Source organism: Sphingobium sp. B2D3A (genome assembly GCF_025961795.1).
GTDB lineage: Bacteria > Pseudomonadota > Alphaproteobacteria > Sphingomonadales > Sphingomonadaceae > Sphingobium.
The window spans coordinates 720,069-744,043 of sequence record NZ_JAOQOI010000001.1; the positions used below are offsets into that span (position 1 = coordinate 720,069).

The following is a 23,975-nucleotide window of genomic DNA, read 5'->3' on the forward strand; positions in this document are numbered from 1 at the left end:
TCAGGCGAGCAGGGTGCCAGCCAGGTCCTTGAGATCGGCCTCGGGCCGCGCGCCATAATGCGAGATGACCTCTGCAGCGGCGATGGCGCCGAGCGTGAGGCAGGTCGTCGGGTCCTGCCCACGCACATGGCCGGTCAGGAAGCCAGCGGCGAAGAGATCGCCCGCGCCGGTCGTGTCGATCACCCGCTCGACGGGCGCGGCTGCCACCTCATAGCGGGCGCCGTTCTGGATGGCGATGGCGCCCTTCTCGCTGCGGGTGACGATCAGCGTCGGCAGCTTGTCCGCAAAGCGCGCAATGGCCTTTTCGCAGTCCTGCGTTTGCGCCAGCGAGCAGATCTCGGTTTCGTTGGAGAAGAGAATGTCGATCATCCCGCCGTCGATCAGGCTGATGAAATCCTCGCGATGCCGCTCGATGACGAAGGCGTCGGACAGCGTGAAGGCCACCTCGCGGCCCGCCTCGCGCGCGGCGGCGATGGCATCGCGCATGGCGGCGCGGGGCTGCTCGGGGTCCCACAGATAGCCCTCAAGATAGAGGATGCGGGCCGAGCGAATCATGTCGAGATCGAGCGCGGCCGCGGGCAGGAACTGGGATGCGCCAAGGAAGGTGTTCATCGTGCGCTGAGCGTCGGGCGTCACCATGATGAGGCAGCGCGCCGTGGGCGGGCCATCGCTTGCCACCTCGGTTTCATAGCGAATGCCCAGTGCGCGAATATCATGCGCGAAGATGCGGCCGAGCTGGTCGTCGGCGACCTGGCCGATGAAGCCGCATTTGCCGCCCAGCGCGGCCATCCCGGCCAGGGTGTTGGCCGCCGACCCACCGGAAATCTCAAGGCCGCTCGCCATATCGGCATACAGCGCTTCGGCCTGCTCGGCATCGATAAGCTGCATCCCGCCCTTGGTGAGCGCGCGGCTGGCGATGAAGGCATCGTTTTCCTGGGAAATCACATCGACAATGGCATTGCCGATGGCGACGACATCAAGAACAGCTTCGGACAAGAGGCATTCCTTCATGAAGGATGAGGCAGGGCGGGAGAAAGCCCGTCCTTATCCGCCTGATCTCGCCCCGGCAAGCAGCGTGGGGCAGGGCATGAGGAACGCCGGCCGCTTGACCGCCGCGCGTGCTCGGGCAAAACCTGTCCCATGGTGTTTCCCGCCTTGCTGCGCGCCCTCCCGCAAATCCTGTTGCCCGGCATTCGCGCGGTGCTCTGGCAGAGTCTCGCCATCACCGTGGCGATCTTTGCGCTTATCGGCGCGGGCGTCTGGTTTGGATTGCGCCTGCTGCTGACCCGGACCGGCTGGCTGGATGCAGACGGTTTCGCCGGCGCAGCGCTCGCCGTCGCAATCGCGCTGGTCATCGGCTGGCTGCTGTTTCGCGCCGTGGCCATCGCCATCGTTGGACTCTATGCGGATCGCATCGTGGCGGTGGTCGAGCAGACGGACTATCCCACACGCCATGCGCAGGCGGCGGCCGTGCCTTTCGCCACTGGAATGCGGATCGCCTTGCGCTCGGCCGGCCGCGCGGTCGGCTGGAATCTGGCGGTGCTGCCGCTCTATGTAGCGCTGCTGGTCACAGGCGTCGGCGCGCCGATCCTGTTTCTCATCCTCAATGCCTATTTGCTCGGCCGCGATCTTGCCGAGCTGATCGAGGGCAGGCATCCGGGCCTCCCGGCATTCACGGCTGGTCAGCGCTGGCAGCTCGGCTTCGTTTCGGCGCTTCTATTCCTGCCACCCGTCGTGAACCTGTTGGCGCCGATCTGGAGCGTGGCTATGGCCGCACACATGTTTCATGCGCGGCGGAAGATCTGAACAGATGCTCTTGCGCTTTGGCTTTCCCCTGCTTGCCCTGCTGCTCTCCGGCTGCGGCGCGTCGCTGGTCCCGCAGACCGGCGGCCAAGCGCCCGCGGTCGGCTATGCCCCTGCCAAGCGGCCCCAGCCGGGCGGCATCGTCGGCGCGGATGCGCGAGGCCTGCAACGCCTCTTCGGGGAGCCTCGGCTGGACATTCGGGATCCTGCGGTGCGCAAGCTGCAGTTCGCCAATGGCCAGTGCGTGCTGGATGCCTATCTTTATCCCCCGGCCGCGAATCGGGAGCCCGTTGTGACGCATGTCGATGCACGCAACAGCGCGGGCGATGACATGGACGCCGCTGCCTGCGCAGGCCTGCTCCGCAGGCGGTAGGATGGCGCGCCGGGGCGCATCGATTGACTTCCCGATCAGGCAATGACAGCTTGCAGGCATGACTGAGCATGTTGGCCAGCCTTGTTGCCTGTCGGGCAACCGATCTTATCGAGGTCAGATCCTCACGGGACGATAGCCCCGGGAGTCGGCGCGTCTCGCCCCGACTGTCGGGGTGAATTCGCGCATCTTGCCCAGCGTCCCCCCTAGGTGGCGCTGGCCCTCCATCTTGAAAGATCCATCCATGACCAGCACACAGGCGGGCCGCAGGCCGGCCATCCATATGATCGACACCGAAGCCGATCGCCTGACCGAACTTGCGCTCGGCGCCGAAGACCGGTTTCCCGAGGTCAGCGCCTTGTTACTCGATGAAGTCGGGCGCGCGACGGTGAAGACCGCCAGCCAGATCGGCCCCGATGTCGTCAGGATGCAATCCACGGTGGCGTTCATCGACGAAGAAAGCGGCGCCGAACGGTCTGTCCAGCTCGTCTATCCCGGCGAGGCGGACATCAATGCCGGCCGCGTCTCCATCCTCACCCTGATCGGCGCGGCGCTGATCGGCCTGCGCGAGGGTCAGTCGATCAACTGGCCGGATCGCAGCGGCAAGCGGCGGCGGCTGCGCATCCAGTCCGTCAGCCACTGAAGCGCCATGTGGGCAGGCCGGGCGTCGGGACAGGGCGTCGGGACTTAGGGCGCTGTGCCTGGTCCCGCCGTCTTGGGCACCTGCCGCTCGCAGCGATAGACGAGGCGCTCGTTCGGGCTGGATGGCAGCCGCGCCTCGATCTCGCCCTGAATCTGCATCAGCTTGGCGAGCCGCTCTGGGTCGCTCGAGCAGCCGGACCAGCCGATCTTGTCCCGCAGCGCGCGCATCTCGGCGGCGCTCTGCGCGCTCACGAGATAGTTATCGGTGCGGTAGCGGCCGATACCGGGGTCGAAGCGCCGCACCGAAACAGCGGCCTCGTCAGCCGGCACGAGGGCGCGGGACCAGCCGGTCGCGCCATTCTGGAACTGGGTGCGCCCGTCGAGGCACCCCTGCGGCGTCCAAGTAAAGCTCAGGTCCGCCGTTTCCGAGACGGTCACCCGGCTCAGCCCTGGTTCGAGCCGGCATAGCCAGCGACCGCTTTCGGCCGACGCCGCGCCGTCCATGTCATTGCCGACCGCATTGCCGGCATCCGGCAGCGGCTCGGTCGGTGCGTCGGCGCTGTCGAAACTCGGTCGGAGCGCGAAGGTCAGCACTGCAGCCAGCAGCAGCACGCCTGCCGCCCCGCCAAAGCGCCGGGCGTGGCGGATGTTGCCGCGCGACTGGCCCAGTACCGCGGCACCACCGGTGAGCGCCGCAGCGGCGAGAAGCAGCGCGGCGATGGCGATCATGTTCTCGCGCCGGGCGATGACCTGCTGCTGGGCCTGCTCGCGCGCGGCGATGGCGCGTTCGCGGTCTTTCAGGGCGGCTTCGTTCTGCCGCCGCGCCGCCTCGGCCCGAGCGCGCTCGTCGGCGGCCTGCTGGGCCGCGTCGATTTCCGCCATGGATCGGCAGGTTTCGCTCGATCGGCGCACCTGAACATTGGCCTGCCGCAGAAAGCTCGCAATCTCGCGCGTCGATACCGCAAAGCCATATTCGGCGTCGCTGCCGTCCGAGAGCGAGCCAAAGCTGTTGATGCCGATGACGCGGCCGCAATCGTCCACCAGCGGCCCGCCACTGTTTCCCGCCGCCAGTGGCGCGGTGTGCAACACGGTGTCGAACTGGCGGGAGGCGCGCCCTGCCGAGACATTGCCAGAGGTGCGGACGGCGCTCATCGGGCGAATGATATCCTCAATGCTCATGCCCTGCGCGCGATCGACCGAGCCGGGATAGCCAATGGCGGTCACCCGCGTGCCGTCTTCCACCGGGCCGGCCAGGAAGGTCGCGATGGGGATCGACGGGGCATCGTCGACCGCCAGCAAGGCCAGATCATTGCCCGGCGAATAGGCCAGGATGCGGCCGCCATAGCTATTCGTGCCCTCGGAGGGGATGATGCCGATGACGATGTTGGATTCACTGCGGGCGAGTTCGACGACATGGGCGTTGGTGAGCACGCGGCCCGGCGCGATCATGACGCCGCTGCCATGGCCCACGAAATAGGCATTCTGGCCGTCCGTCGCCACCAGCGCCACCCGCACGACGCTGCGCGAGGCGGCGGCGATGTCCTGCACATCTGCCCGTGCCGGCGTCAGGGCAAGAGGCAGCAGCAGCGCAAGGGCGAGGACCGCTTTGAAGGAACCGAACAGTCCGGTGCGAGGCTTGATCATTGGGAACCTTTAACGCGCCCTTCGAGCTCTCGACAGAGGTTTTCACGGTCCAGGCGCTTTGAAAGCAATTTACGGGAAGCTTGCCCGCATTGCCGGTGCGACAAGGACCCGCCGCTGACCCCGCGCCTTGCGTGAGCATGACCGGCCCGCTTACATCGGATAGCCCCCGCTCGATTGCGGAAGAGACAGGAAAATTGTTATGCCCGCCACCGCGCCGGCCATTGATGAAGAGACGGCATGGGCGGCCTTCGCGGCGCGCGACCGCCGCATGGACGGGCGTTTCGTCGTCGCGGTCAAGACGACCGGCATCTATTGTCGCCCGAGCTGCCCTGCGCGCCGCCCCCGGCCGGAGCATGTCACGATCCTGCCCGATGGCGGCGCGGCGCGCGCGGAGGGTTATCGGCCCTGCCTGCGCTGCCGGCCGGACGATGTCGCGCCGGATCGCGCTGCCGTCACACGAGCGCTGGCATTGCTGGAAGCGGGTGATGTCATGCCGCCGCTGGCCGAATTGGCAGGCGCCGTCGGCTATGCGCCCCACCATTTCCAGCGCCTGTTCAAGCGGGCCGTCGGAGTCTCGCCCGCGGCCTACTGGCGCGGTTTGCGGGCGGACCGGCTGACGCGCGCGCTCCACCAGACTGAAAGGATCACAGATGCGATCTACGATGCCGGCTATGAAGCACCCAGCCGCGCTTATGCCGACGCGCGAGCGCGACTTGGCATGACACCGTCCGCCTGGCGCAATGGCGGCGCGGACGTGACGATTCGCTTCACGGTCACGGCGACCTCTCTGGGCGACATGCTGGTCGCGGCGACCGACAAGGGCCTGTGCCGGATCAGCTTCGACGAGCACGAAAGCGACCTGCGGCGGCATTTTCCGCGCGCGACGATCGTTGCTGGGGGTGCCGATTTTGCGGCATTGGTAGCGCAGGTCGTGGCGCTGGTCGACGATCCCACACGCGCGGTCGATCTGCCGGTCGATGTCGCCGGTACGGCATTTCAACAAGCGGTATGGGCGGCCTTACGGGCGATTCCCATTGGTGAAACGCGCACTTACACGCAGATCGCAGCAGCGGTCGGCAAGCCGGCTGCCGTCCGCGCGGCGGGGTCGGCCTGTGGTGATAACAAGCTGGCGGTGCTCATTCCCTGCCACCGGGTTCTGCGCAGCGATGGCGGATTGGGCGGTTATGCCTATGGGACGGATCGAAAGACGGTCCTCCTGGAGAAGGAAAAACGGCAGAAGTAGGACTTTACTGGGGGCACATGAGGATAGAGTCGGCCCCCAATAGATCAGTGGCGAAAAAACAATGAAAACTCATTACCTTACGCGCCGGCCGCCAAGTAAATTTTCCGTTCAACTTGTCGCCATTGCCTAACAACTGGCCGGATTCAGCCGGGGGACGCGAAACCAGCAGGCATGTTCGGCGGTTTTTTCCTCACTATGACACGTAACCATGAAACCCCTCGTACAGCGCTGACCGCGATTGCCGCCGTCTTGGCGCTTGGCTCCACCTCGGCTCTGGCGCAGGAGGCCGGAACCGCTCCACCCGCGGTCGATCCCGCAGGTAGTGAGATCGTGATTCCGGATGCGCAGCGTGCACCTACGGCGGTCCCGCTCCCGACAACCGCGCCGCCGCTGACGACCGTGGCTCCGATCGTCACGCAGAGCCCGGCAGCGCCTTCATCGAGCGCCTTGACGACCGCCCCCATCGTTGCTCCGGAAGCCACAACCGCGGGCACTGTTGATACCCCTTCCCAAGCGCGTCAGGCTGCCCCGTCATCCTCGGAAACGACCTCAGCGCCTGCCGAGCGCACATCGAGTGCCCGCGCGGAATCGACGCGTCCGACTGCGGCGCGTGAACCGGCTCCGCAGCGGGTCGCCAGCGATGCTGTTGCTCCGGCTGAAGCCCAACCTCAGGCGGTTGAGACAGCCCCTGCGACTACGGCGCCGATGGTCAATGAGACACCGCAACCCGCGCCGCTTGAAACCACCGGTGAGGCTGCTTCCAGCGATAACACCGCGATCATCATCGGCGGTGCTGGTGCGCTGGTGCTTCTCGGGGCCGGCTTCATGGCCTTCCGTCGCCGCAAGACCTATAATCGTGAGATCGAGGCAGATGCGATGGAGGGGGAGGTGATCCGTGAACCCGTCGTCACGCCGAAGCAGAATACGGTCGTGAATCCAGCCTCTGCACCTGCCGTAGCGCCCCGTGCACCGGTTGATTCTTCTGCTCCGATCATGCAGCGCTCCACTGTCGTCCGCGAGGGCGATCTGGAACAACAGGTGGCGGCGGCGCCGTCGCGGGAAAACCCGTTTCTTACCCGCAAGAATCGTCTGCGTCGTGCCAGCTTTCTGATGCGCCATGGCGCACTGCCTGAGGCTGCGCCGGCAACGGTGGACCGCCAGACTGCGGAGGCGGCAGCGCCCGCAACCCAGCCGCAAGCCCCTGCGCGTCAGACGGTTTATAGCTTCGGCGGGACGACCGTCCGCCCGACCCAAAAGCCGCGCACGACCTGATCTCCATCGGTCCGTAGATTCAGATGCAGCCGCTCTTCGTAACGAGGAGCGGCTGTTTCATTACAGCGCCGTTCGCAATCAGACGAAGCTGTAGGGATCGATATCCACGCTCACCCGCGTCGTAGACTTCCAATCGATCTGGCCCAGCCATTTGCGGACGATGGCCTGCAAATCCACCCCGCGCCGCGCGTGGACGAGCAATCGGAAGCGGTGTCGACCGCGCAGCACGGCCAGAGGCGCTTCGGCCGGCCCGTAAACATCCAGCCCCTCCTGATGCGGCGCGATCTTCCCGATTCTATGGGCCGTCTCACGGGCCAGCGCCCCATCGGTATCGCTGACGATGATTGCCGCGAAGCGCCCAAACGGCGGCGCGTTGGCGCTTCGCCGGTTTTCCGTCTCCATCGCGTAGAAACGCGCGCCATCACCATCGAGCAAGGCGCGGATCACCGGTGCCTCCGAGGCGCGGGTCTGGATGAAGACCCGTCCAGGCTTCTCGCCACGCCCCGCGCGCCCCGAGACCTGCATGATCTGTTGATAGGTGCGTTCAGCGGCGCGCAGGTCGCCGCCCTCCAGCCCAAGATCGGCATCGACCACGCCGACGAGCGTCAGTTCGGGGAAGTGATAGCCCTTGGTGACCAGTTGCGTGCCGATGATGATATCCACGGCCCCGCCCGCCACGTCCCGCACAAAGGCGGCCGCCCGGGCCGGGGACCATAAGGTGTCGGAGGTGACGATGGCGGTGCGTGCCTGCGGGAAGAGCAGCTTCACCTCGTCCGCAATGCGCTCGACACCGGGCCCACAGGCGACCAGCGCATCGCTCTCGTTGCATTCCGGGCAGGCGTCGGGCGTGGGGATGCTGTGGCCGCAATGATGGCAGGCGAGGCGCCGGGTCAGGCGATGCTCGACCATCCACGCGGTGCAGTGCGGGCACTGGAAGCGATGGCCGCAATGGCGGCACAGGGTGAGCGGGGCATAACCGCGCCGGTTGAGGAACAGCAAGGATTGCTCGCCGCGCTCCAGCGTCTCCGCCATGGCCTTGACCAGCGGCGGCGCGAGCCATCGCCCGCGGTCGGGCGGGTCGCGCGTCAGGTCGAGGCCGATGATCTCCGGCAGTTCGGCGCCGCCGAACCGGCTGGGCAGGGCAATCTCTTCATAGCGGCCCAGAGCGACCTGATGGCGCGTCTCGATGGCCGGCGTCGCCGAAGCGAGGATGATCGGGCAGCTCTCGAACATGCCGCGCATCACCGCGACGTCCCGCGCATGGTAGCGCACGCCTTCTTCCTGCTTGAAGCTGGTCTCATGAGCCTCATCCACGATGATGAGGCCGAGCTTGGGGTAAGGCAGGAACAGCGCCGAGCGCGCGCCCACCACGACCTGTGCCTCGCCCCGCGAGATCGCCCGCCAGGCGCGACGCCGGTCGGATTGCTTGAGGCCGGAATGCCAGGGCACCGGCTCACAGCCGAAGCGCGCGGTGAACCGGTCGAGAAACGGCTCGGTCAGGGCGATTTCGGGCAGCAGCACCAGCGCCTGCTTGCCCTGCCGCAGAGTCTCGGCCAGCGCCTCGAAATACACCTCCGTCTTGCCCGATCCGGTGACGCCATCAAGCAGCACGGTCTGGAAGGCATGGGCGCGAACATGCTCTGTCAGCCTGTCGGCCGCGGCCTGCTGGTCGGCGCTGAGCGTGACGGTCACGAAGTCGGGGTCCGGATCGGGATAGGGCTGATCGGTGGAGACTTCGACAGCCTCCAGCGCGCCCTGCTTCACCAGCCCGCGAATCACAGCGTCGCTCACCTCGCCAAGGGCGGCGAGTTCACGCACGAGCCCCTGTCGCTCGCCGATGCGTTCCAGCGCCTGCGCGCGCTGGGGCGTCAGCCGATCCGGCACGGCGCCGGTTGGACGATATTCCACCACTGTCTTCTCGCCATCCAGCGCGGACATGGAGGCGAGCGCCATGCGCAGCACGGCAGCGGGCGGGGCAAGGTAATAATCAGCCGTCCACTCGATGAGGCGGCGTAGCGAGGCAGGCAAGGGCGGCGCATCCAGCACGCCGGAAATCGGGCGCAGACGATTGTCGCCGACCGGCGCGACCTCCGGGAAGCGATCCGCTTCCCACACCACGCCGATCATCGGGCGCGGACCCAAAGGCGCGACCACGATCTGCCCCGGCTCCACGCTCATGCCATGCGGCACCCGGTAATCGAGCGGGCCGAGCGCGGCGTTGAGCAGAATGATCCGGGCGCGGGTCATGCCCCGGCCTTAGAGACTGTCTGGCTCGGAGGAAATGGCATCGTCGCTCTGCCTTGGCCCGTCCCGCGGCAGGCGGGCCTTACATCCGGGGGCGTGCGGCGCTATAGGCGGCGCCAATCTCTCCACAACCGGGAACCTCTGGCCATGAAATTCTTCGTCGATACCGCCGACACTGCCGACATTCGCGAGCTTGCCGCCACTGGCCTGCTAGACGGCGTGACGACCAATCCCAGCCTCATCCACAAATCGGGCCGCAAGTTCCTCGAGGTGGTGGAAGAAATCTGCGGGCTGGTCGATGGTCCCGTCTCGGCGGAAGTCGTGGCGCTCGATCATGAGACGATGATGAAGGAAGCCGCCGTGCTCCGGAAGATCGCCGAGAATATCTGCATCAAGGTGCCGCTCACCATCGATGGCCTCAAGACCTGCAAGGCGCTCACGCAGGATGGCTGCCAGGTCAATGTGACCCTGTGCTTCTCGGCCAATCAGGCCCTGCTGGCCGCCAAGGCCGGCGCGACGTTCATCTCGCCCTTCGTCGGGAGGCACGATGACAATGGCTTCGACGGCATGCGGCTGATCGAGGACATCCGGCTGATCTACGACAATTACGCCTTCGAGACGGAAATTCTCGCGGCTTCGCTGCGTCACCCCATCCATGTGCTCGAATGCGCGAAGATCGGTGCGGACGTGATTACGGCGCCGCCAGCGGTCATCAAGTCGCTGGTCAACCATGTGCTGACCGACAAGGGCCTCGCCGCTTTCGCTTCGGACTGGGAGAAGACGGGTCAGTCGATCCTCTGAGTCCTACGGCAGTCCAAAAAGAAGGGCCGCTGTCTCCCGGGAGGCAGCGGCCCTTTTCTTTGGCGCAAAGGCTGGTGCGATCTATCGCCCGAAACCCTTGGGCGCGGCATCCACCACAGTCGATCCGCTGGCGCCGACCTGCTGGACTTCCAGTGCGCGCTCGGCGATCCCGTCCCTGCCGAAGCGGAAGGCGCCGTCGATGCCGGCGAAGCCCTCGGCGTCGCGTAGCCGCGCCGCCGGGAAGGCGCTCCCGGGCTTCCAGTCCTGCGCGATCCGCACGGTGAGCAGCACCGAATCATAACCGAGCGACGCGAGGCGGTAGGGTGCCGTGCCGTAGGACGAGCGATATTTGGTCGCGAGCGTGCGATAGAGTCCGTCGGAAACGCCCGCATACCAGGCACCGCGCAGCGCCGTGCTGGCGGACAAACCTGATTCGGTCGCCCACAGTTCGGTGCCGAGAATACGCGTGTCCTTGGCGCCGGCGGTGCGCACCAGCGGCGCGGCCTGCAGCGCGATGCGACCGACATCGGCGATCAGTAGCGCATCATAGCTGGAACTGGCCGACAGGCGCTGCACTGCTGACTGCACTGAATTGGCCGAGCGATCGAACGTCTCCATCGCCACGACCGTGCCGCCAGCGGCTTTCACCTCGCTGAGGAAGGCCTTGCCGGCCCGCTCCCCATAAACGCCGCGCGGCACAAGCGCCGCGAAATCGCTGAGGCCCCGCGCCCTCGCAAAGCGCACGACGCGCGAGACCGATTGCTCCGGGCTGTAGCCGAGCAGATAGACGCCGTTGCCTGCGACGCTCTCGTCATTGGAATAGCTCAGCACCGGAATGTTGGCGGCGCGCGCAATCGGCGCGACGGCCCGCACCTCGTCCGCCGTCAGCGGGCCGAGGATGAGCTTGTTGCCCTCCGCCACGGCCTTGCGCGCCGCCTCGGCCGCGTTGCGCCCGGTGTCGTAGGTGGTGACGCGCAGCCGCTCGGTCTTGGTATCCAGCAGCGCCATGGTGGTGGCATTGGCCAGCGAGCGCCCAACGCCGGCATTGGTGCCACTCATCGGCACGAGCAGGGCGATGCGGTGACGCTCCGTATCGGTCGGCAGGCCCTGCGTCACATCCGGCTGCTGTGTCTTGGGCGGCGGAGCAGGCTGCTGCGCCGGTGGCACCACGCGGGTACAGGCCGCCAGCAGCATGGCGCCGATCAGCACAATGCCCTGCAGAATGCGACGGGGCGTCGGGGTGCCTCCAGCCGCGATGTCGAACCTCACTTGCCCCGCAAGGCTCCTCTCTGCCATGGCACACCTCATGTCCGCTTCACTTGAGCCTGGCCTATATATCGTTGCGGGACCGATCGGCAACTTGTCCGACCTGTCGCCCCGCGCTGCCGCCGTCCTCCAAGGCGCGGATGTGGTGGCCGTGGAGGACAGCCGGGTCAGTGCTAAATTGCTGCGCCACGCCGGGTCCGACCGGCCCATGATTCCCTACCATGACCACAGCGATGAGCGGGTTCGCGCCCGTCTGGTCGAGCGCATGGCGAGCGAAGCTGTAGCGCTGTTGTCGGACGCAGGAACGCCGCTCATCTCAGATCCTGGATACAAGCTGGTGCGAGACGCCCGTGCGGCAGGACGATCCGTGATTACGGTTCCCGGCCCCTGCGCGGCCATTGCGGCGATCACGCTCTCCGGCCTCCCCAGCGACCGCTTTCTGTTCATGGGCTTCCTGCCGCCCAAGACCAAGGCGCGGACCGACGCGCTGGCTGAGGTGGCCGGTCTGCGCGCGACGTTGGTCTTCTACGAGAGCGGGCCACGCTGCGCGGCGTCGCTGGCGGACATGGCGGCTGTGTTGGGTGATCGCCCGGCTGCGCTCTGTCGCGAGATCAGCAAGGCCTATGAGGAAAGCTTGACCGGCACGCTGACCGAAATCTCGGCGGCCTGCGCGCAGAAGGAGCCGCGCGGCGAGATTGTGCTGGTGGTCGGCCCGCCGGGCGAGCGCGCCGCGCCGGAAGCCGACGAGATCGATGCGGCGCTGCGCGAGGCGCTGGAGCGGCTCACTGTCTCGCAAGCGGCGGGAGAAGTCGCCCGCGCATTGGGGGCGGACCGCAAGGCGCTCTACGCGCGCGCCATGGAGCTCAAGGGAAAGTGAAAGGCAGCCCGCCCACGCCGGCGCGGCTCGCGGCGGAGAAGCGCGGCCGGCAGGGCGAGCGGATCGCCGGCTGGTGGCTGCGGCTCAAGGGCTGGACGATCCTCGCGCGGCGGGTGCGCACCCGCGCCGGCGAGATCGACCTGATCGCCCGGCGCGGCAAGATCGTCGCCTTTGTCGAGGTAAAGACGCGGGCCAGCGAGGCGCTGCTCGATGAAGCGATCGATGAGCGGCGGCTGGCGCGCGTCGCGGCGGCGGCGGAAGCGGTCGCCCATAATTGGCTGGGGCCGGATGACGACATGCGCATCGACGTGATGCTGCTTGCGCCGGGTCATCGGCCACGCCATCTGGAAAATGTCTGGCACGGCGGCTAGCGCCTGCGGTCCCGGTTGCGTCGCGTGTCAGCGTCTCGGTTCAGAACAAGAACAGGGCTTGAAGCAGCCCGAACGGTGGAAGGTAAGAACGGATGTCGCTCAAGGTCGCTCTGCAGATGGACCCGATGGAGTCGCTGAACATTGCCGGTGATTCAACCTTCCACATCATGATCGCCGCTCAAGCACGGGGGCACCGCCTCTACCATTATCGGACGGATGATTTGAGCTGGCGCGGCGGACGGCTCTATGCGCAGGCGCGTGAGGTGACGGTGCAGCGCGTCGAGGGCGATCATTATCGCTTCGGTGAGACGGTCCGGCTGGACCTCGGCCGCGATGTCGATGTGGTCTGGATGCGGCAGGACCCGCCGTTCGACCTCAATTATATCACCGCCACACATCTGCTGGAGCGAATCACAGGCGAGACGCTGGTGGTCAACGATCCGGTGGCCGTGCGCAACGCGCCGGAAAAGCTGTTCGTGCTGGATTTCGCGCGCTTCATGCCGCCCACGATGATCACGCGCAGCCTTGAGGAAACGCGCGACTTCCTTGCCGAGCATGGCGAGATCGTCGTGAAGCCGCTGTACGGCAATGCCGGCTCGGCCGTGTTTCGCATTGGCGCAGATGGGGCCAATCTCGCCGCTCTGGTGGAACTTTTCGGTGAGATGTGGGTCGAAAGCTTCATGGTGCAGGCTTTCCTCAAGGACGTGGCGCAGGGCGACAAGCGGATCGTCCTCGTCGATGGCGAAGTGGCCGGCGCGATCAATCGCATTCCGGGTAAGGGCGAGATCCGCTCTAACCTGGCCGCCGGCGGCACCGCCGCCAAGACCGAGCTGACGGCGGAGGAGCAGGAGATCTGCGCCGCCTTGGGGCCCGAGCTCAAGATGCGCGGCCTGCTGTTCGTCGGCATCGACGTCATTGGCGGCAAATGGCTGACCGAAATCAACGTGACGTCACCGACCGGTATTGTCGCCATCGATGCCTTCAACGGCACGGATACCGGCGGCATGATCTGGGATGCGGTCGAGCGCCGGCTGGCGGAGCGGGCGGCCTGAGGCTGCTGCAACAACCAGATGATCGACAAGTCGATGATGGGTGACGACAGATGAGCGATTGGGTCGTTCATCTGATCGATGCCGGCGGATATTGGGGCATCGCCCTGCTGATGGTGCTGGAAAATGTGTTTCCGCCCATTCCGTCCGAGTTGATCATGGGCATTGGCGGCATTCGCGTCGGCCAGGGGAAGATGGATGTGGTGCCCCTGCTGGCAGCGGGGACCATCGGCACCACCATCGGCAATCTGTTCTGGTATTATCTGGGGCTCTGCCTCGGCTATGCGCGACTGCGGCCCTTGGTCGAGCGCTATGGCCGCTGGGCGACGTTGCGGTGGCGGGAGGTCGAGTGGCTGGAGCGAACCTTTCTGCGCCATGGCGACAAGATCGTGTTCATCTTCCGCTTCATGCCGGTGTTCCGCACGATTGTGTCGCTGCCGGCGGGGCTGTTCGCCATGCCGTTCTGGCGCTTCGTCATCTGGACGACCGGCGGCGCGCTGATCTGGAACGTGATACTGGTGGGCGCGGGCTATTATCTTGGCGTGCGGTTCGCGCGCATCGATGATTATCTTGGCCCGCTGACCAATATCGCCGTGGCGTTTCTGGTCGTCGGCTATCTCTGGCGGCTGTTCACCTGGAAGAGCGAGCCGCGCGACCGGCCGTAATCATGTCTTATCCTTCCGCGCGGGGGTGCGCGTTGCGATAGACATCGAGCAGATGCGCCGCGTCGACCTGCGTGTAGATTTGCGTGGAGGACAGGCTGGCATGGCCAAGCAGTTCCTGCAGTGAGCGCAGGTCCGCGCCGCGCCCGAGCAAATGAGTGGCGAAGCTGTGGCGCAACGCATGCGGTGTCGTGCGGTCATGCAGGCCAAGGCGGCCGCGCGCGCCCTGCACAGCACGGCGAATCAGCGCCGGAGACAGCGGCCCGCCGCGTGCGCCCCGGAACAGCGGGGCATCCTTGCCCGTCGGATAGGGACAGAGCGCGATATAATCCTCGATTGCGCTGCGGACTTGCGGCAGCAGCGGCACCACCCGTGTCTTGCCGCGCTTGCCGAGCACCCGCAGCGTTTCACCCAGCGGCAGGGCATCGCCCGTCAGTCCCAAGGCTTCGCTGATGCGCAGGCCCGCGCCGTAGAGCAGCATCAGCACGGCCCAGTCGCGCGCGCCGATCCATCCGTCTCGCGCGGTTTCGGCAATGTCCTCGGCGAGCGCGACGGCTTCATCCGGGCTGATCGGTCGCGGTACGCCGGGCTTGACGCGCGGCCCGCGCATTACCGGAATCGTGGCGCCCTCGCCGCCCACGAACCGCAGAAAGGCGCGCAGGGCCGAGAGCTCCCGCGCGGCTGAGCTATTGCCAATGCCTTCCGCCCGGCGCGCCGCCAGATAGGCGCGCAGATCGCTTGTCGTCAGCTTGGTGATGGCGGCAGATGTTGGCGCGCGGCCGTCCATGTCCGCCATCCAGTCGAGCAGGCGTTCGGCGGTGGAGACATAGGCGCGCACGGTGTGAAGCGAGCGGCGCCGGCCTTCGGCGAGATGCCCGCGCCAGCCTTCCAGCAGCCCTGCCCGCGTTTCGCCGGTCATGACGGCACGGTGCTGGCGAGCAGCTCCTGCCAGATGTCCAGCAGATCGACCGGATACCAGGCCTCGTCATGGGCAGCGAGTTCCTGCGGCGCCCACCAGCGGTGCGAGAGCATGACGGCCTTTTCGAGATCGGTGTGACCCGCCGTATCGATTCGCGCCTCCGCGACGGGGACCGCGTAAAAGCGCTCCTCGGCATCGACGGGAATGCCCTCGAGCGTGACGAAGGTGACATGGCGCACCGCCACGAGCGGACCGGGTTCGAGGTCGAGCCCGGTCTCCTCGCGCAGTTCGCGCCGCGCGGCTTGCTCAAAGGTTTCGCCCCGGTCGACCGCGCCACCGGGCGTCACCCAGAAGGGTGGGCGATCATCGGGCGTGAAGCGGAAGAGCAGCAGCCGTCCTTGCGGATCGGTGACCAGCAGGCGGGCCGCCGGACGTTTCGCGCGAGGGGTCACGCCCGGCTCATTCACCCTGCTCATTCTCCGGGCGCGCGGGCTCGAATGGCGAGGGCATGCACCTTCTCACGCAGCAGATCGGCGAGCGCCGCGTTGACCATGCGCTGCCGCGCAACGCGCGATTGGCCGGTGAAGGAGTCGGCGACGATCTCCACGGTGAAGTGGCTTTCGCCGCTGCCATCATCGCCCATATGGCCGCGATGCTTGGCGCTGTCATTGATGACGGCGAGCTGTTGCGGGGACAGGGCATTTTCCAGCCGCTGTGCGATCTCTTGCCCGACCGGGCCTAGCGAAGCGTTGACCATGCGCCCTATATAGGCGTTTTGGTTCACGCAGCCACAGGGAAGAGACGGTCGTGTCAGGGTCGGGGTTCAATCAGGGTGCATCGCGCCGCCACACGCGCTTTCACGGCCGCGTGGAAGGCGAGGCGCGCCGCTGCTCGCACCCCGGCTGCATGGAAGCGGGCGAATTCCGTGCGCCGCCCGAGGAACGGCGCGGCGCACCCGATGGTCCGCCGCAATGGCGCTGGTTCTGCCTGGATCACATCCGCGCGTTCAACACCGAATATAATTACTTCAAGGGCATGAGCCCGGAGGAAATCACGCAGGCGCAGCGCCCTTATGGCGGCTGGGAGCGGGAGACGCGGGCCTTTTCGTCGGCCGCGGCCAGTGGCACGCCGCCGCCGCGCTGGGCGGATTTCTCCGATCCGCTCGATGCCATCGGCGCGCGCTTCAAGATGCGGGCAGCGGAAACCGCGCAACGGCAGGATGGCAAGCCGCTGTCCGGCGCGGATCGGTCTGCCCTTAAGACGCTTGGCCTTTCGACCGATGCCGACCGGCGCGCCTTGCGCACCCGCTATACCGAGTTGGTCCGCCGCTTTCATCCGGACCATAATGGCGGCGACCGCGCGCATGAGAAAGCGCTGCAAGACGTGATCGCGGCCTATTCCCATCTCCGCAAGGCGCCGGCCTTCGCCTGACGGACCTTGCCGCGCCCGGTCTGCGCTGCCATAGGCGCCGGCCCGCTTCCAGGAAGGTGATTGATATGGCGACCGGCACGCCGGCCCGCGCGATGGGCTTCGACTTCGGCACCACCAACAGCGTGGCCGCGATGGCCCAGGACGGCACGTCCCATATGCTGGAGTTCTCGGGCGACAAGGCGACAGGCGCCGTCTTCCGCTCGGCTCTGTGCTTCTGGGAATACGGCGACCGCCGGGCGGCGCTGGCGCGCGAGGCAGGGCCGTGGGCCATTGCGGAGTATCTGGAATTTCCGCAGGGCTCGCGCTTCATCCAGTCGTTCAAGTCGGTCGCCGCCAGCCCGCTGTTCGATCATGCCAGCATCTTCGACCAGCGTATGACCTTCGAGCAGTTGGGCGAGGCCTTTCTGGAGCGCATGGTCGCCCATGCCGGTGGCGCGCTCGGCTTCGGGCCGGATGAGCGGCCCGAACGGATCATCGTCGGCCGACCGGTGCGCTATGCCGGCTCGCGACCGGATGAGGCGCTGGCCCGCACGCGCTACGATGCCATGTTCCGCACCTTCGGCACCGATATCCATTATGTCTACGAACCGCTCGGCGCGGCGTTCAGCTTCGCCAGCCGCCTGTCGGAGCCGGCGACGGTTCTGGTCGCGGACTTTGGCGGCGGCACGAGCGATTTCTCCGTCGTGCGGATGCGTCCCGCCGGCGACGGGCGGCGCTGCGAGCCGCTCGGCCATGCCGGCATCGGCATTGCGGGCGACCGGTTCGATTACCGCATCGTCGATCATCTCGTGCTTCCCATACTTGGCAAGGGCAGCAGCTATCGCTCCTTCGACAAGGTCCTGGAAATTCCCCGCAGCCATTTCGCGGACTTTGCCGACTGGTCCCGACTCGCGCTGATGCGTAACCGGCGGACCATGGAAGAGCTGGCGCGGCTGCAGCGCGCTGCCGTCGATCCCGCTGCCATCGGGCGGATGATCGCCATCATCGAGCGGGAGCTCGGCTATGCGCTCTACGATGCAGTCGGCCAACTCAAGCGTGCGCTGTCGAGCGAGGATGAAGCGCATTTCCGTTTCGAGAGCGATGATCTGGTGATCGATGCCGATGTGACGCGCGCCCAGTTCGAGCGCTGGATCGCGCCGGATGTCGCGCGGATCGAGGAGACGGTCGATCAGGCCCTGGCAGACGCCGCATTGGGCGCCGGCCCCATCGACCGCGTGTTCCTCACAGGCGGATCGTCGCTCATCCCTGCGATTCGCGCCATATTCGAACGCCGGTTCGGTGCCGAGCGGATCGCGACCGGCGGAGAACTGACGTCCATCGCGCACGGTCTCGCGCTGATCGGGCTGGAGCACGATCCGGCGGAATGGGCGGTCTGCTCCGCCTGATGGAACCCTACCTTCTATCGACAGGGCGCGCGGCAATCGGTTAGGGGCTGTGTGACTCGCAGGAAGATGATGACTATGACCGATCTGCCCAACACCAATTCCGACATGCGCAGCGAGGTGCTGCTCGATGCGCCCGATCGCGTCGTGAGCGCGCGCGAGGTGTTCGGGGTCGATATCGACATGGAGATCCCCGCCTTTTCCGAAGCGGACGAGCGCGTTCCGGATACGGACCCCGCCTATGTGTTCGATCCGGACACGACGCTCGCGATCCTGGCCGGCTATGCCTATAATCGCCGGGTTATGGTGCAGGGCTATCACGGCACCGGCAAGTCGACTCACATCGAGCAGATCGCGGCTCGGCTCAACTGGCCCTGCATCCGCATCAACCTCGATGCGCATATCAGCCGCATCGATCTCGTCGGGCGTGACGCTATCGTCCTCAAGGACGGTCAGCAGGTCACCGAGTTCAAGGAGGGCCTGCTGCCCTGGGCCCTGCAGCGTCCGGTGGCGTTGGTGTTCGACGAATATGACGCCGGTCGGCCCGACGTGATGTTCGTCATCCAGCGCGTGCTGGAAGCCGACGGCAAGATGACCCTGCTCGACCAGAACCGGGTGATTCGTCCGAGCCCCTGGTTCCGCATGTTCGCCACCGCCAACACGGTCGGCCTGGGTGACACCACGGGCCTCTATCATGGCACCCAGCAGATCAACCAGGGCCAGATGGACCGCTGGAATCTGGTGGTGACGCTGAACTATCTGCCGGCCGAGACCGAAGCGCAGATCGTGCTCGCCAAGTCCGGCGAATATGATCATCCGGGCGGGCGCGAGGAAGTCGCCAAGATGATCCGCGTCGCGGAACTGACCCGTCAGGGCTTTATCAACGGGGATATTTCCACCGTGATGAGCCCGCGCACGGTGATCTCATGGGCGCAGAACACCCTCATCTTCAAGGATGTCGGCTTCGCCTTCCGCCTGTCGTTCCTAAACAAGTGCGACGAGGCGGAGCGGGCGCTGGTGGCGGAATATTACCAGCGCGTGTTCGGCAAGGATCTGCCGGAAAGCGTCGTCGGCAAGAGCGCCTGACGCGGCAAGGCGGCCCGAGCGCGGGCCGCCTTCGCGAATGGGTGATCAGGCGATGCGCGTGCGGGTCACCCGGTAGCGCAGGGCGACGCCGGCCAGCGCGAAGCCGGCAATCATCATGGCCCAGGTCGCCGGCTCCGGAATGGCGGGCGGCGGCGCCATCATCGCGCGCATCAGCGGGCCGGCGGTCTCCGTGTGCGACGCTGCCTGCGGCTCCGCGGCCTCGTCGAAATAGCTGCCCAGCACCGAATGGGTGAACTTGTAGGGTGCGCCTTCGAACACGGTTGGCGTCGGTTCAGTCACGGTCGCCATCGGCGTGGCAGGTGCCGGACTGGTGAAATAGCTGTCGAGCACGGAGTGGGTGAATTTGTACTGGCCGCCCTCGAAAACGCCTTGCGAATCCGCATAGTGGCCCAGCCAATTGTTGAGCTGGGCATAATTGTTGAAGTTGCGCACGCCATCCAGGCCCTTGAAGACCATCTGCTGGCTGCCGCCGCTGTTGATCGCAAAGCTGAAACCGCGCTGCGAGAAGCTGGCCTCCGTGTGCAGAATGCTGGTCAGCAGGGCGATGCGCGCATTGAGATTGACCGCCGCGCTGACGCTCTGGATCGGCAGGAGTGCGCCGCTCGTCAGCATCGCGGCAAGGCAGGCAGTCCGGATCATGGGCAATCGTCCTATCACAAAAAGCTGCGCGACCTGGCCGCTCCAGCACCGTCCCTTGAGGACGCTGATAGGCAGGCAGGCCGCGTTCGAAAATGGATTTAACCAAGAAATCCTAATAATTTGGGTGCTGTTCCACAGCGGCACAGCTGCACGCGCAAAGGTTGACGGGCTGAGATGGGCAGCTCTGCCAAAGGGCAGGAGGGTTGACAGGATCGGGGCACTGGACCAGCCCATTGTACATCATGGCTGACCGTTCCCCCCTCGACCGCTTCAAGGAAGTTCTCACCGGCGCCTCGCGCGCTGTCGCACATGATGCCGAGGTTGAGCTCGGCTTCACGCCCGATGCACCGCACCTCGCCGGCAAGCAGATCAAGGTGCCCACGCCGACGCGCAATCTGCCGGCGGATCAGGTCGCGCTCGCGCGCGGCTTTGCAGACAGCTTCGCGCTCAAGCTTCGCCACCATGATGCGCGACTCCATTCCGCGCGGGCGCCGAGCGAGCCAGCCGCGCGCGCCGTCTATGATGCCGTCGAGATGGTCCGCTATGAGGCGCTGGGCTCCAAGAACTACGCCGGCATGCGCGCCAATCTCGCTGCCGCGCTGGACATGCGCACCCATTCCGACCCGATCACGCGCGCGCAATCGGCCGATGAAGTGCCGGTGCAGGGCGCCGTTGCCTTGCTGCTGCGCGAGAAGCTGACCGGGGAAGCGCCGCCGCCCGAATCGCTCAAGGGCATCGAATTTCTGCGCGAGTGGATCGACGAGAAGGCCGCTGACGACTTTGAAGGCCTGTCTTTGTGCCTCGACGATCAGCAGGCCTTTCAGGACAAGGTGCTCTCGATGCTCCAGCATCTCGAGCTGGTGCGCGCGGAGGTTCCGCCCGAATCGCCCGATGAGGATGACGAGGACCAGGACGATCAATCCGAGCAGCAGGACGAGGACAAGGAAGAAGACGAGGGCGAGGAGGACGATCAGTCCCGCGCCGACACGCGCGGCGAGGATAAGGGCGAGCCGGGCGAGGAGATGTCCGAGGAGCGCGAGGAGCAGGACGGCGACTCGGACGAGGATGGCGATGGCGACGCGCAGGATGACGATGGCGCCATGCCCGTGCGCCCCAATCGCCCCTTGTCGGACCTGCCGCCGGACTTCGACTATCATGCCTATACCACGAAGTTCGACGAGGTGGTGACGGCGCTCGACCTGTGCGACGCCGATGAACTCGTGCGCCTGCGTGGTTTTCTTGACCAGCAGCTCGCCCCGTTCCAGGGGGCGGTCTCCAAGCTGGCGCACCGTCTGCAGCGGCGCCTGCAGGCCCAGCAGAACCGCAGCTGGGATTTCGACCAGGAGGAAGGCATGCTCGATGCCGCGCGGCTGGCGCGCGTTGTCGTCAATCCCGCGCACTCGCTCTCCTACAAGATGGAGCGGGACACCGATTTCCGCGATACGGTGGTGACGCTGCTGATCGACAATAGCGGCTCTATGCGGGGGCGCCCCATCGGCATCGCAGCGATCAGCGCGGATATCATGGCGCGCACGCTGGAGCGCTGCGGCGTGAAGACCGAAGTGCTGGGCTTCACCACGCGGGCGTGGAAAGGCGGGCAGAGTCGCGAACAATGGCTGGCCGCCGGGCGCCCGCCGCGGCCCGGTCGTCTCAACGATCTGCGCCACATCATCTACAAGAAGGCGGATGAGCCCTGGCGCCGTGCCAAGGCCAGCCTCGGCCTGATGATGCGCGAGGGGCTACTCAAGGAGAATATCGACGGCGAGGCGCTGCTCTGGGCGCACAACCGCCTGCTCGCCCGGTCCGAGGAGCGGCGCATCCTCATGGTGATTTCCGATGGCGCGCCGGTGGACGATTCGACGCTCTCGGTGAACAACGGAACCTATCTGGAGCGGCATTTGCGGCAAGTGATCGGCTGGATCGAAGGGCGCTCACCGGTCGAGCTGATCGCCATCGGCATCGGCCACGATGTCACCCGCTATTACAAGCGCGCCGTCACGATCATGGATGCCGAGCAACTGGGCGGTGCGATGGTGGAGCAGCTCGCGGCGTTGTTCGACAAGGATTAGCTTGGACGAGCCTTGCGTCGGCGAGCATTTCTTCGCCTGGGGAAGCTCCGATCATTACGCCGAAGCCGCCTTCACCGTTCGTGCTGAGTAGGCTCTGAGGAGCGCCGCAGGCGCATATCGAAGAGCCCTATCGAAGCATCGCAGCGTACGGGCCGGTCCTTCGATACGCTGCTTCGACAGGCTCAGCAGCTACTCAGGACGAACGGAGGGCTGCTCGAAGAGTTATCCTTGCCGACGCCGGCAATGGCGCCCATCAGGCGGCGCTGGAGGCAGGCCGGCCCAGCGTTCCCGCTCAGACCGGCCTGTCCTTATCACTTCAGCGCGGCGCAGGCTTCCTGGATGCGTGTGCAGGCCTTGCGCAGGATTTCTTCCGAGGTCGCGTAGCTTACGCGGAAGGCCGGAGCGAGGCCGAAGGCGCCACCGTGGACGGCTGCGACGCCCTTGCTCTCGAGGAAGTAGGTGATCAGGTCCTCGTCCGTGGCGATGGTCTTGCCCTCGGGCGTGGTCTTGCCGATGCAGCCGGCTGCATCGGGATAGACGTAGAAGGCGCCTTCGGGCGTCGGGCAGTTGAGGCCCGGCGCGTCGTTCAGCATTGCCACCACCAGATCGCGCCGCTTGCGGAATGCCTCGTTGCGCTCGATGAGGAAGCTCTGATCGCCATTCAGCGCGGCCGTCGCCGCGGCCTGGCTGATCGAGCAGGGGTTGGAGGTCGACTGCGACTGCAGCTTGGCCATCGCCTTGATGATCCACTGCGGACCACCGGCATAGCCGATGCGCCAGCCGGTCATCGAATAAGCCTTGGACACGCCGTTCACGGTCAGCGTGCGCTCGTAGAGATCCGGGCAGACCTGCGCGATCGTCTTGAACGGCGTCGGCGCGTACCAGACATGCTCGTACATGTCGTCGGTGAGGATCAGCACATGCGGGTGCTTGCGCAGCACCTCACCGAGCGCCATCAGCTCCTCGCCGGAATAGGCCGCGCCCGTCGGGTTGGAGGGCGAGTTGAGCAGAACCCAGCGCGTCTTGGGCGTGATCGCGGCGTCGAGCTGGGCGGGGGTGATCTTGTAAAGCTGGTCCGCGCCCGCCGCGATGATGACCGGCGTGCCGCCGGCAAAGTTCACGATGTCGGGATAGCTCACCCAATAAGGCGCCGGGATGATGACCTCGTCGCCGGCTTCCACCGTCGCGACCAGCGCGTTGAACAGGGTGTGCTTGCCGCCCGAGTTCACGCTGATCTCGCTCGTCTTGTAGGAGAGCTCGTTATCGCGCTTGAACTTGGCGGCGATCGCTTCCTTCAGCTCGGCGGTGCCGTCGACATTGGTATATTTGGTCTGGCCACCGCGGATCGCGGCGATGGCGGCATCCTTCACGAAATCGGGCGTGTCGAAGTCCGGCTCGCCGGCGGAAAGGCCGATGATGTCCTTGCCTTCCCGCTTGAGGGCAATGACCTTGTCGGTCATCGCGAGCGTGGCGCTGGGCTGAATACGGCCGAGGGCGGCGGAAGTCCGGGACATGGAAAGCTCCTGACAGTCAGGGATGATGCGCGTGGCGCCCGGGACGCTCCCGGACGGCGCGGTGCATAGTGCGCTCAGCCTTGCGGCGCAACCAGCCTCGCAGCCATCAGCCCGCGCGCAGCGTTGCCGACGAGGAAGCCGTCTGCCAGATCCTCGGGCCGGAGGTCCGCCTCCTGCGCCTTGCCCTGGTCGATCAGGCTCTGGCGCAGCACGCCCGGCAGCAGGCCGCGCGCAAGGGGCGGCGTCAGCAGGGTCTCGCCCCGCTGGAGGAACAGGTTGGTGAAGCAACCCTCCGTCAGATAGCCCGCTTCGTCGGTGAGCAGCACCTCGAACGTGCCCGATTGCCGCAGGGGCACCTCATAATGGCGCCGGTCCGTGGTCTTGTGCCGCACGCGAATATCGTCTCCGCCGAGCAGGCGGGGCGCGATGCTCACGGACGCCGGTCCCTCCAGCAAGGGCGGCATTTCGCGAACCTCGATACTGAGCGTGCCGATCCGGCCGAGCAGGATGCGCACGCGCCTCGGCTCGACAAAGCCGAAGGTCGCGGCCTGCAGTTCGTTGCGCAGCTCATGCCGGTCGAGAATGAAGCCAAGTTCGTGCGCGCTGCGTTCGAGTCGCCGGATGTGAAGGTCGAGAAGCGGCAGGCCGATCTCGGGATCGAAGGCCATGG

General features: G+C 66.2%; 24 protein-coding genes. 14 read left to right on the plus strand and 10 right to left on the minus strand.

What is annotated here, in order from left to right; all coding sequences use genetic code 11:
* Complete coding sequence (locus M2337_RS03330) at positions 1-1,011, minus strand: adenosine kinase (protein WP_413716222.1); 1,011 nt, start codon at positions 1,009-1,011, stop codon at positions 1-3.
* 144 nt (positions 1,012-1,155) lie between these two features.
* Here M2337_RS03330 and M2337_RS03335 point away from each other — a divergent pair, with 144 nt between their 5' ends.
* The 3 genes from M2337_RS03335 to rnk all read left to right on the plus strand — a co-directional run bounded on the left by M2337_RS03335 (position 1,156) and on the right by rnk (position 2,816).
* Positions 1,156-1,806 carry an EI24 domain-containing protein gene (locus tag M2337_RS03335; RefSeq protein ID WP_264588585.1) on the plus strand — a complete coding sequence of 217 codons (651 nt, stop codon included), beginning with the start codon at positions 1,156-1,158 and terminating at the stop codon, positions 1,804-1,806.
* Between the two features lie 4 nt (positions 1,807-1,810).
* Complete coding sequence (locus M2337_RS03340) at positions 1,811-2,176, plus strand: hypothetical protein (RefSeq protein ID WP_264571685.1); 366 nt, start codon at positions 1,811-1,813, stop codon at positions 2,174-2,176.
* Positions 2,177-2,417: 241 nt separating this feature from the next.
* Positions 2,418-2,816 carry a nucleoside diphosphate kinase regulator gene (rnk, locus tag M2337_RS03345; protein WP_264571686.1) on the plus strand — a complete coding sequence of 133 codons (399 nt, stop codon included), beginning with the start codon at positions 2,418-2,420 and terminating at the stop codon, positions 2,814-2,816.
* Positions 2,817-2,860: 44 nt separating this feature from the next.
* On the opposite strand, the gene M2337_RS03350 is transcribed toward rnk, so the two are convergent.
* Positions 2,861-4,459: a S1C family serine protease gene (locus M2337_RS03350; RefSeq protein ID WP_264571687.1), complete on the minus strand. Its 1,599-nt coding sequence runs from the start codon at positions 4,457-4,459 to the stop codon at positions 2,861-2,863.
* A 199-nt stretch (positions 4,460-4,658) separates the two neighbouring features.
* On the opposite strand from M2337_RS03350, the gene ada reads away from it, so the two are divergent.
* The gene (gene ada, locus M2337_RS03355; protein WP_264571688.1) at positions 4,659-5,702 is read left to right on the plus strand and encodes a bifunctional DNA-binding transcriptional regulator/O6-methylguanine-DNA methyltransferase Ada; all 1,044 of its coding nucleotides are present in this window, start codon (positions 4,659-4,661) and stop codon (positions 5,700-5,702) included.
* Positions 5,703-6,407: 705 nt separating this feature from the next.
* Positions 6,408-6,974 carry an LPXTG cell wall anchor domain-containing protein gene (locus tag M2337_RS03360; protein ID WP_264571689.1) on the plus strand — a complete coding sequence of 189 codons (567 nt, stop codon included), beginning with the start codon at positions 6,408-6,410 and terminating at the stop codon, positions 6,972-6,974.
* Between the two features lie 78 nt (positions 6,975-7,052).
* Here M2337_RS03360 and M2337_RS03365 read toward each other — a convergent pair whose 3' ends face one another.
* Positions 7,053-9,221, minus strand: a complete 2,169-nt coding sequence (locus M2337_RS03365) for a primosomal protein N' (protein WP_264571690.1) — start codon at positions 9,219-9,221, stop codon at positions 7,053-7,055.
* Positions 9,222-9,365: 144 nt separating this feature from the next.
* Here M2337_RS03365 and fsa point away from each other — a divergent pair, with 144 nt between their 5' ends.
* The gene (gene fsa, locus M2337_RS03370; RefSeq protein WP_264571691.1) at positions 9,366-10,019 is read left to right on the plus strand and encodes a fructose-6-phosphate aldolase; all 654 of its coding nucleotides are present in this window, start codon (positions 9,366-9,368) and stop codon (positions 10,017-10,019) included.
* Between the two features lie 81 nt (positions 10,020-10,100).
* On the opposite strand, the gene M2337_RS03375 is transcribed toward fsa, so the two are convergent.
* Positions 10,101-11,315 (minus strand): penicillin-binding protein activator, encoded by a 1,215-nt coding sequence (locus M2337_RS03375; RefSeq protein WP_413716223.1) that lies wholly within the window; start codon positions 11,313-11,315, stop codon positions 10,101-10,103.
* A gap of 10 nt (positions 11,316-11,325) precedes the next feature.
* Between M2337_RS03375 and rsmI the strand changes: the two genes are divergently transcribed.
* From rsmI to M2337_RS03395, 4 genes are all read left to right on the plus strand, one after another.
* Complete coding sequence (rsmI, locus tag M2337_RS03380; RefSeq protein WP_264571692.1) at positions 11,326-12,162, plus strand: 16S rRNA (cytidine(1402)-2'-O)-methyltransferase; 837 nt, start codon at positions 11,326-11,328, stop codon at positions 12,160-12,162.
* Positions 12,159-12,533 (plus strand): YraN family protein, encoded by a 375-nt coding sequence (locus M2337_RS03385; protein WP_264571693.1) that lies wholly within the window; start codon positions 12,159-12,161, stop codon positions 12,531-12,533. The genes rsmI and M2337_RS03385 overlap by 4 nt, the downstream gene beginning before the upstream one ends.
* Before the next feature lie 92 nt (positions 12,534-12,625).
* The gene (gene gshB / locus M2337_RS03390; protein ID WP_264571694.1) at positions 12,626-13,585 is read left to right on the plus strand and encodes a glutathione synthase; all 960 of its coding nucleotides are present in this window, start codon (positions 12,626-12,628) and stop codon (positions 13,583-13,585) included.
* A 50-nt stretch (positions 13,586-13,635) separates the two neighbouring features.
* Entirely contained in the window at positions 13,636-14,247 is a 612-nt protein-coding gene (locus M2337_RS03395) for a DedA family protein (protein ID WP_264571695.1), read from the plus strand.
* Between the two features lie 7 nt (positions 14,248-14,254).
* Here the strand turns inward: M2337_RS03395 and M2337_RS03400 are convergent, their stop codons facing one another.
* From M2337_RS03400 to M2337_RS03410, 3 genes are read right to left on the minus strand one after another with little or no spacing between them, the layout of a single operon-like run.
* Entirely contained in the window at positions 14,255-15,163 is a 909-nt protein-coding gene (locus M2337_RS03400; protein WP_264571696.1) for a tyrosine recombinase XerC, read from the minus strand.
* A complete protein-coding gene (locus M2337_RS03405) occupies positions 15,160-15,615 on the minus strand; it encodes an NUDIX hydrolase (RefSeq protein ID WP_264571697.1) in 456 nt (151 codons plus the stop codon). The genes M2337_RS03400 and M2337_RS03405 overlap by 4 nt, the downstream gene beginning before the upstream one ends.
* 20 nt (positions 15,616-15,635) lie before the next feature.
* Positions 15,636-15,920 carry a BolA family protein gene (locus M2337_RS03410; RefSeq protein WP_264571698.1) on the minus strand — a complete coding sequence of 95 codons (285 nt, stop codon included), beginning with the start codon at positions 15,918-15,920 and terminating at the stop codon, positions 15,636-15,638.
* A 50-nt stretch (positions 15,921-15,970) separates the two neighbouring features.
* Between M2337_RS03410 and M2337_RS03415 the strand changes: the two genes are divergently transcribed.
* From M2337_RS03415 to cobS, 3 genes are all read left to right on the plus strand, one after another.
* A complete protein-coding gene (locus M2337_RS03415; protein WP_413716026.1) occupies positions 15,971-16,594 on the plus strand; it encodes a J domain-containing protein in 624 nt (207 codons plus the stop codon).
* Positions 16,595-16,659: 65 nt separating this feature from the next.
* On the plus strand, positions 16,660-17,979 hold the full coding sequence (locus M2337_RS03420; protein ID WP_264571699.1) for an Hsp70 family protein: 1,320 nt from the start codon (positions 16,660-16,662) through the stop codon (positions 17,977-17,979).
* Positions 17,980-18,054: 75 nt separating this feature from the next.
* Positions 18,055-19,062, plus strand: coding sequence for a cobaltochelatase subunit CobS (gene cobS, locus M2337_RS03425; RefSeq protein WP_264571700.1), 1,008 nt, complete (start codon positions 18,055-18,057; stop codon positions 19,060-19,062).
* 45 nt (positions 19,063-19,107) lie between these two features.
* Here the strand turns inward: cobS and M2337_RS03430 are convergent, their stop codons facing one another.
* Positions 19,108-19,722 carry a PEPxxWA-CTERM sorting domain-containing protein gene (locus M2337_RS03430; RefSeq protein ID WP_264571701.1) on the minus strand — a complete coding sequence of 205 codons (615 nt, stop codon included), beginning with the start codon at positions 19,720-19,722 and terminating at the stop codon, positions 19,108-19,110.
* A 242-nt stretch (positions 19,723-19,964) separates the two neighbouring features.
* Between M2337_RS03430 and cobT the strand changes: the two genes are divergently transcribed.
* Entirely contained in the window at positions 19,965-21,791 is a 1,827-nt protein-coding gene (gene cobT, locus M2337_RS03435; RefSeq protein WP_264571702.1) for a cobaltochelatase subunit CobT, read from the plus strand.
* A gap of 311 nt (positions 21,792-22,102) precedes the next feature.
* Here cobT and M2337_RS03440 read toward each other — a convergent pair whose 3' ends face one another.
* Complete coding sequence (locus M2337_RS03440) at positions 22,103-23,305, minus strand: pyridoxal phosphate-dependent aminotransferase (RefSeq protein WP_181561146.1); 1,203 nt, start codon at positions 23,303-23,305, stop codon at positions 22,103-22,105.
* A gap of 74 nt (positions 23,306-23,379) precedes the next feature.
* Positions 23,380-23,973: an aminotransferase class IV gene (locus M2337_RS03445; RefSeq protein ID WP_264572346.1), complete on the minus strand. Its 594-nt coding sequence runs from the start codon at positions 23,971-23,973 to the stop codon at positions 23,380-23,382.
* Between the last annotated feature and the right edge of the window lie 2 nt (positions 23,974-23,975).

Coding starts and splice junctions, on each gene's coding strand:
- M2337_RS03330 (WP_413716222.1), bottom strand. CDS start 1,011: ATGAAGGAATGCCTCTTGTCCGAAGCTGTTCTTGATGTCGTCGCCATC.
- M2337_RS03340 (WP_264571685.1), top strand. CDS start 1,811: ATGCTCTTGCGCTTTGGCTTTCCCCTGCTTGCCCTGCTGCTCTCCGGC.
- rnk (WP_264571686.1), top strand. CDS start 2,418: ATGACCAGCACACAGGCGGGCCGCAGGCCGGCCATCCATATGATCGAC.
- M2337_RS03350 (WP_264571687.1), bottom strand. CDS start 4,459: ATGATCAAGCCTCGCACCGGACTGTTCGGTTCCTTCAAAGCGGTCCTC.
- ada (WP_264571688.1), top strand. CDS start 4,659: ATGCCCGCCACCGCGCCGGCCATTGATGAAGAGACGGCATGGGCGGCC.
- M2337_RS03360 (WP_264571689.1), top strand. CDS start 6,408: ATGGTCAATGAGACACCGCAACCCGCGCCGCTTGAAACCACCGGTGAG.
- M2337_RS03365 (WP_264571690.1), bottom strand. CDS start 9,221: ATGACCCGCGCCCGGATCATTCTGCTCAACGCCGCGCTCGGCCCGCTC.
- fsa (WP_264571691.1), top strand. CDS start 9,366: ATGAAATTCTTCGTCGATACCGCCGACACTGCCGACATTCGCGAGCTT.
- M2337_RS03375 (WP_413716223.1), bottom strand. CDS start 11,315: ATGGCAGAGAGGAGCCTTGCGGGGCAAGTGAGGTTCGACATCGCGGCT.
- rsmI (WP_264571692.1), top strand. CDS start 11,326: ATGTCCGCTTCACTTGAGCCTGGCCTATATATCGTTGCGGGACCGATC.
- gshB (WP_264571694.1), top strand. CDS start 12,626: ATGTCGCTCAAGGTCGCTCTGCAGATGGACCCGATGGAGTCGCTGAAC.
- M2337_RS03395 (WP_264571695.1), top strand. CDS start 13,636: ATGAGCGATTGGGTCGTTCATCTGATCGATGCCGGCGGATATTGGGGC.
- M2337_RS03400 (WP_264571696.1), bottom strand. CDS start 15,163: ATGACCGGCGAAACGCGGGCAGGGCTGCTGGAAGGCTGGCGCGGGCAT.
- M2337_RS03410 (WP_264571698.1), bottom strand. CDS start 15,920: ATGGTCAACGCTTCGCTAGGCCCGGTCGGGCAAGAGATCGCACAGCGG.
- M2337_RS03420 (WP_264571699.1), top strand. CDS start 16,660: ATGGCGACCGGCACGCCGGCCCGCGCGATGGGCTTCGACTTCGGCACC.
- cobS (WP_264571700.1), top strand. CDS start 18,055: ATGACCGATCTGCCCAACACCAATTCCGACATGCGCAGCGAGGTGCTG.
- M2337_RS03430 (WP_264571701.1), bottom strand. CDS start 19,722: ATGATCCGGACTGCCTGCCTTGCCGCGATGCTGACGAGCGGCGCACTC.
- cobT (WP_264571702.1), top strand. CDS start 19,965: ATGGCTGACCGTTCCCCCCTCGACCGCTTCAAGGAAGTTCTCACCGGC.
- M2337_RS03440 (WP_181561146.1), bottom strand. CDS start 23,305: ATGTCCCGGACTTCCGCCGCCCTCGGCCGTATTCAGCCCAGCGCCACG.
- M2337_RS03445 (WP_264572346.1), bottom strand. CDS start 23,973: ATGGCCTTCGATCCCGAGATCGGCCTGCCGCTTCTCGACCTTCACATC.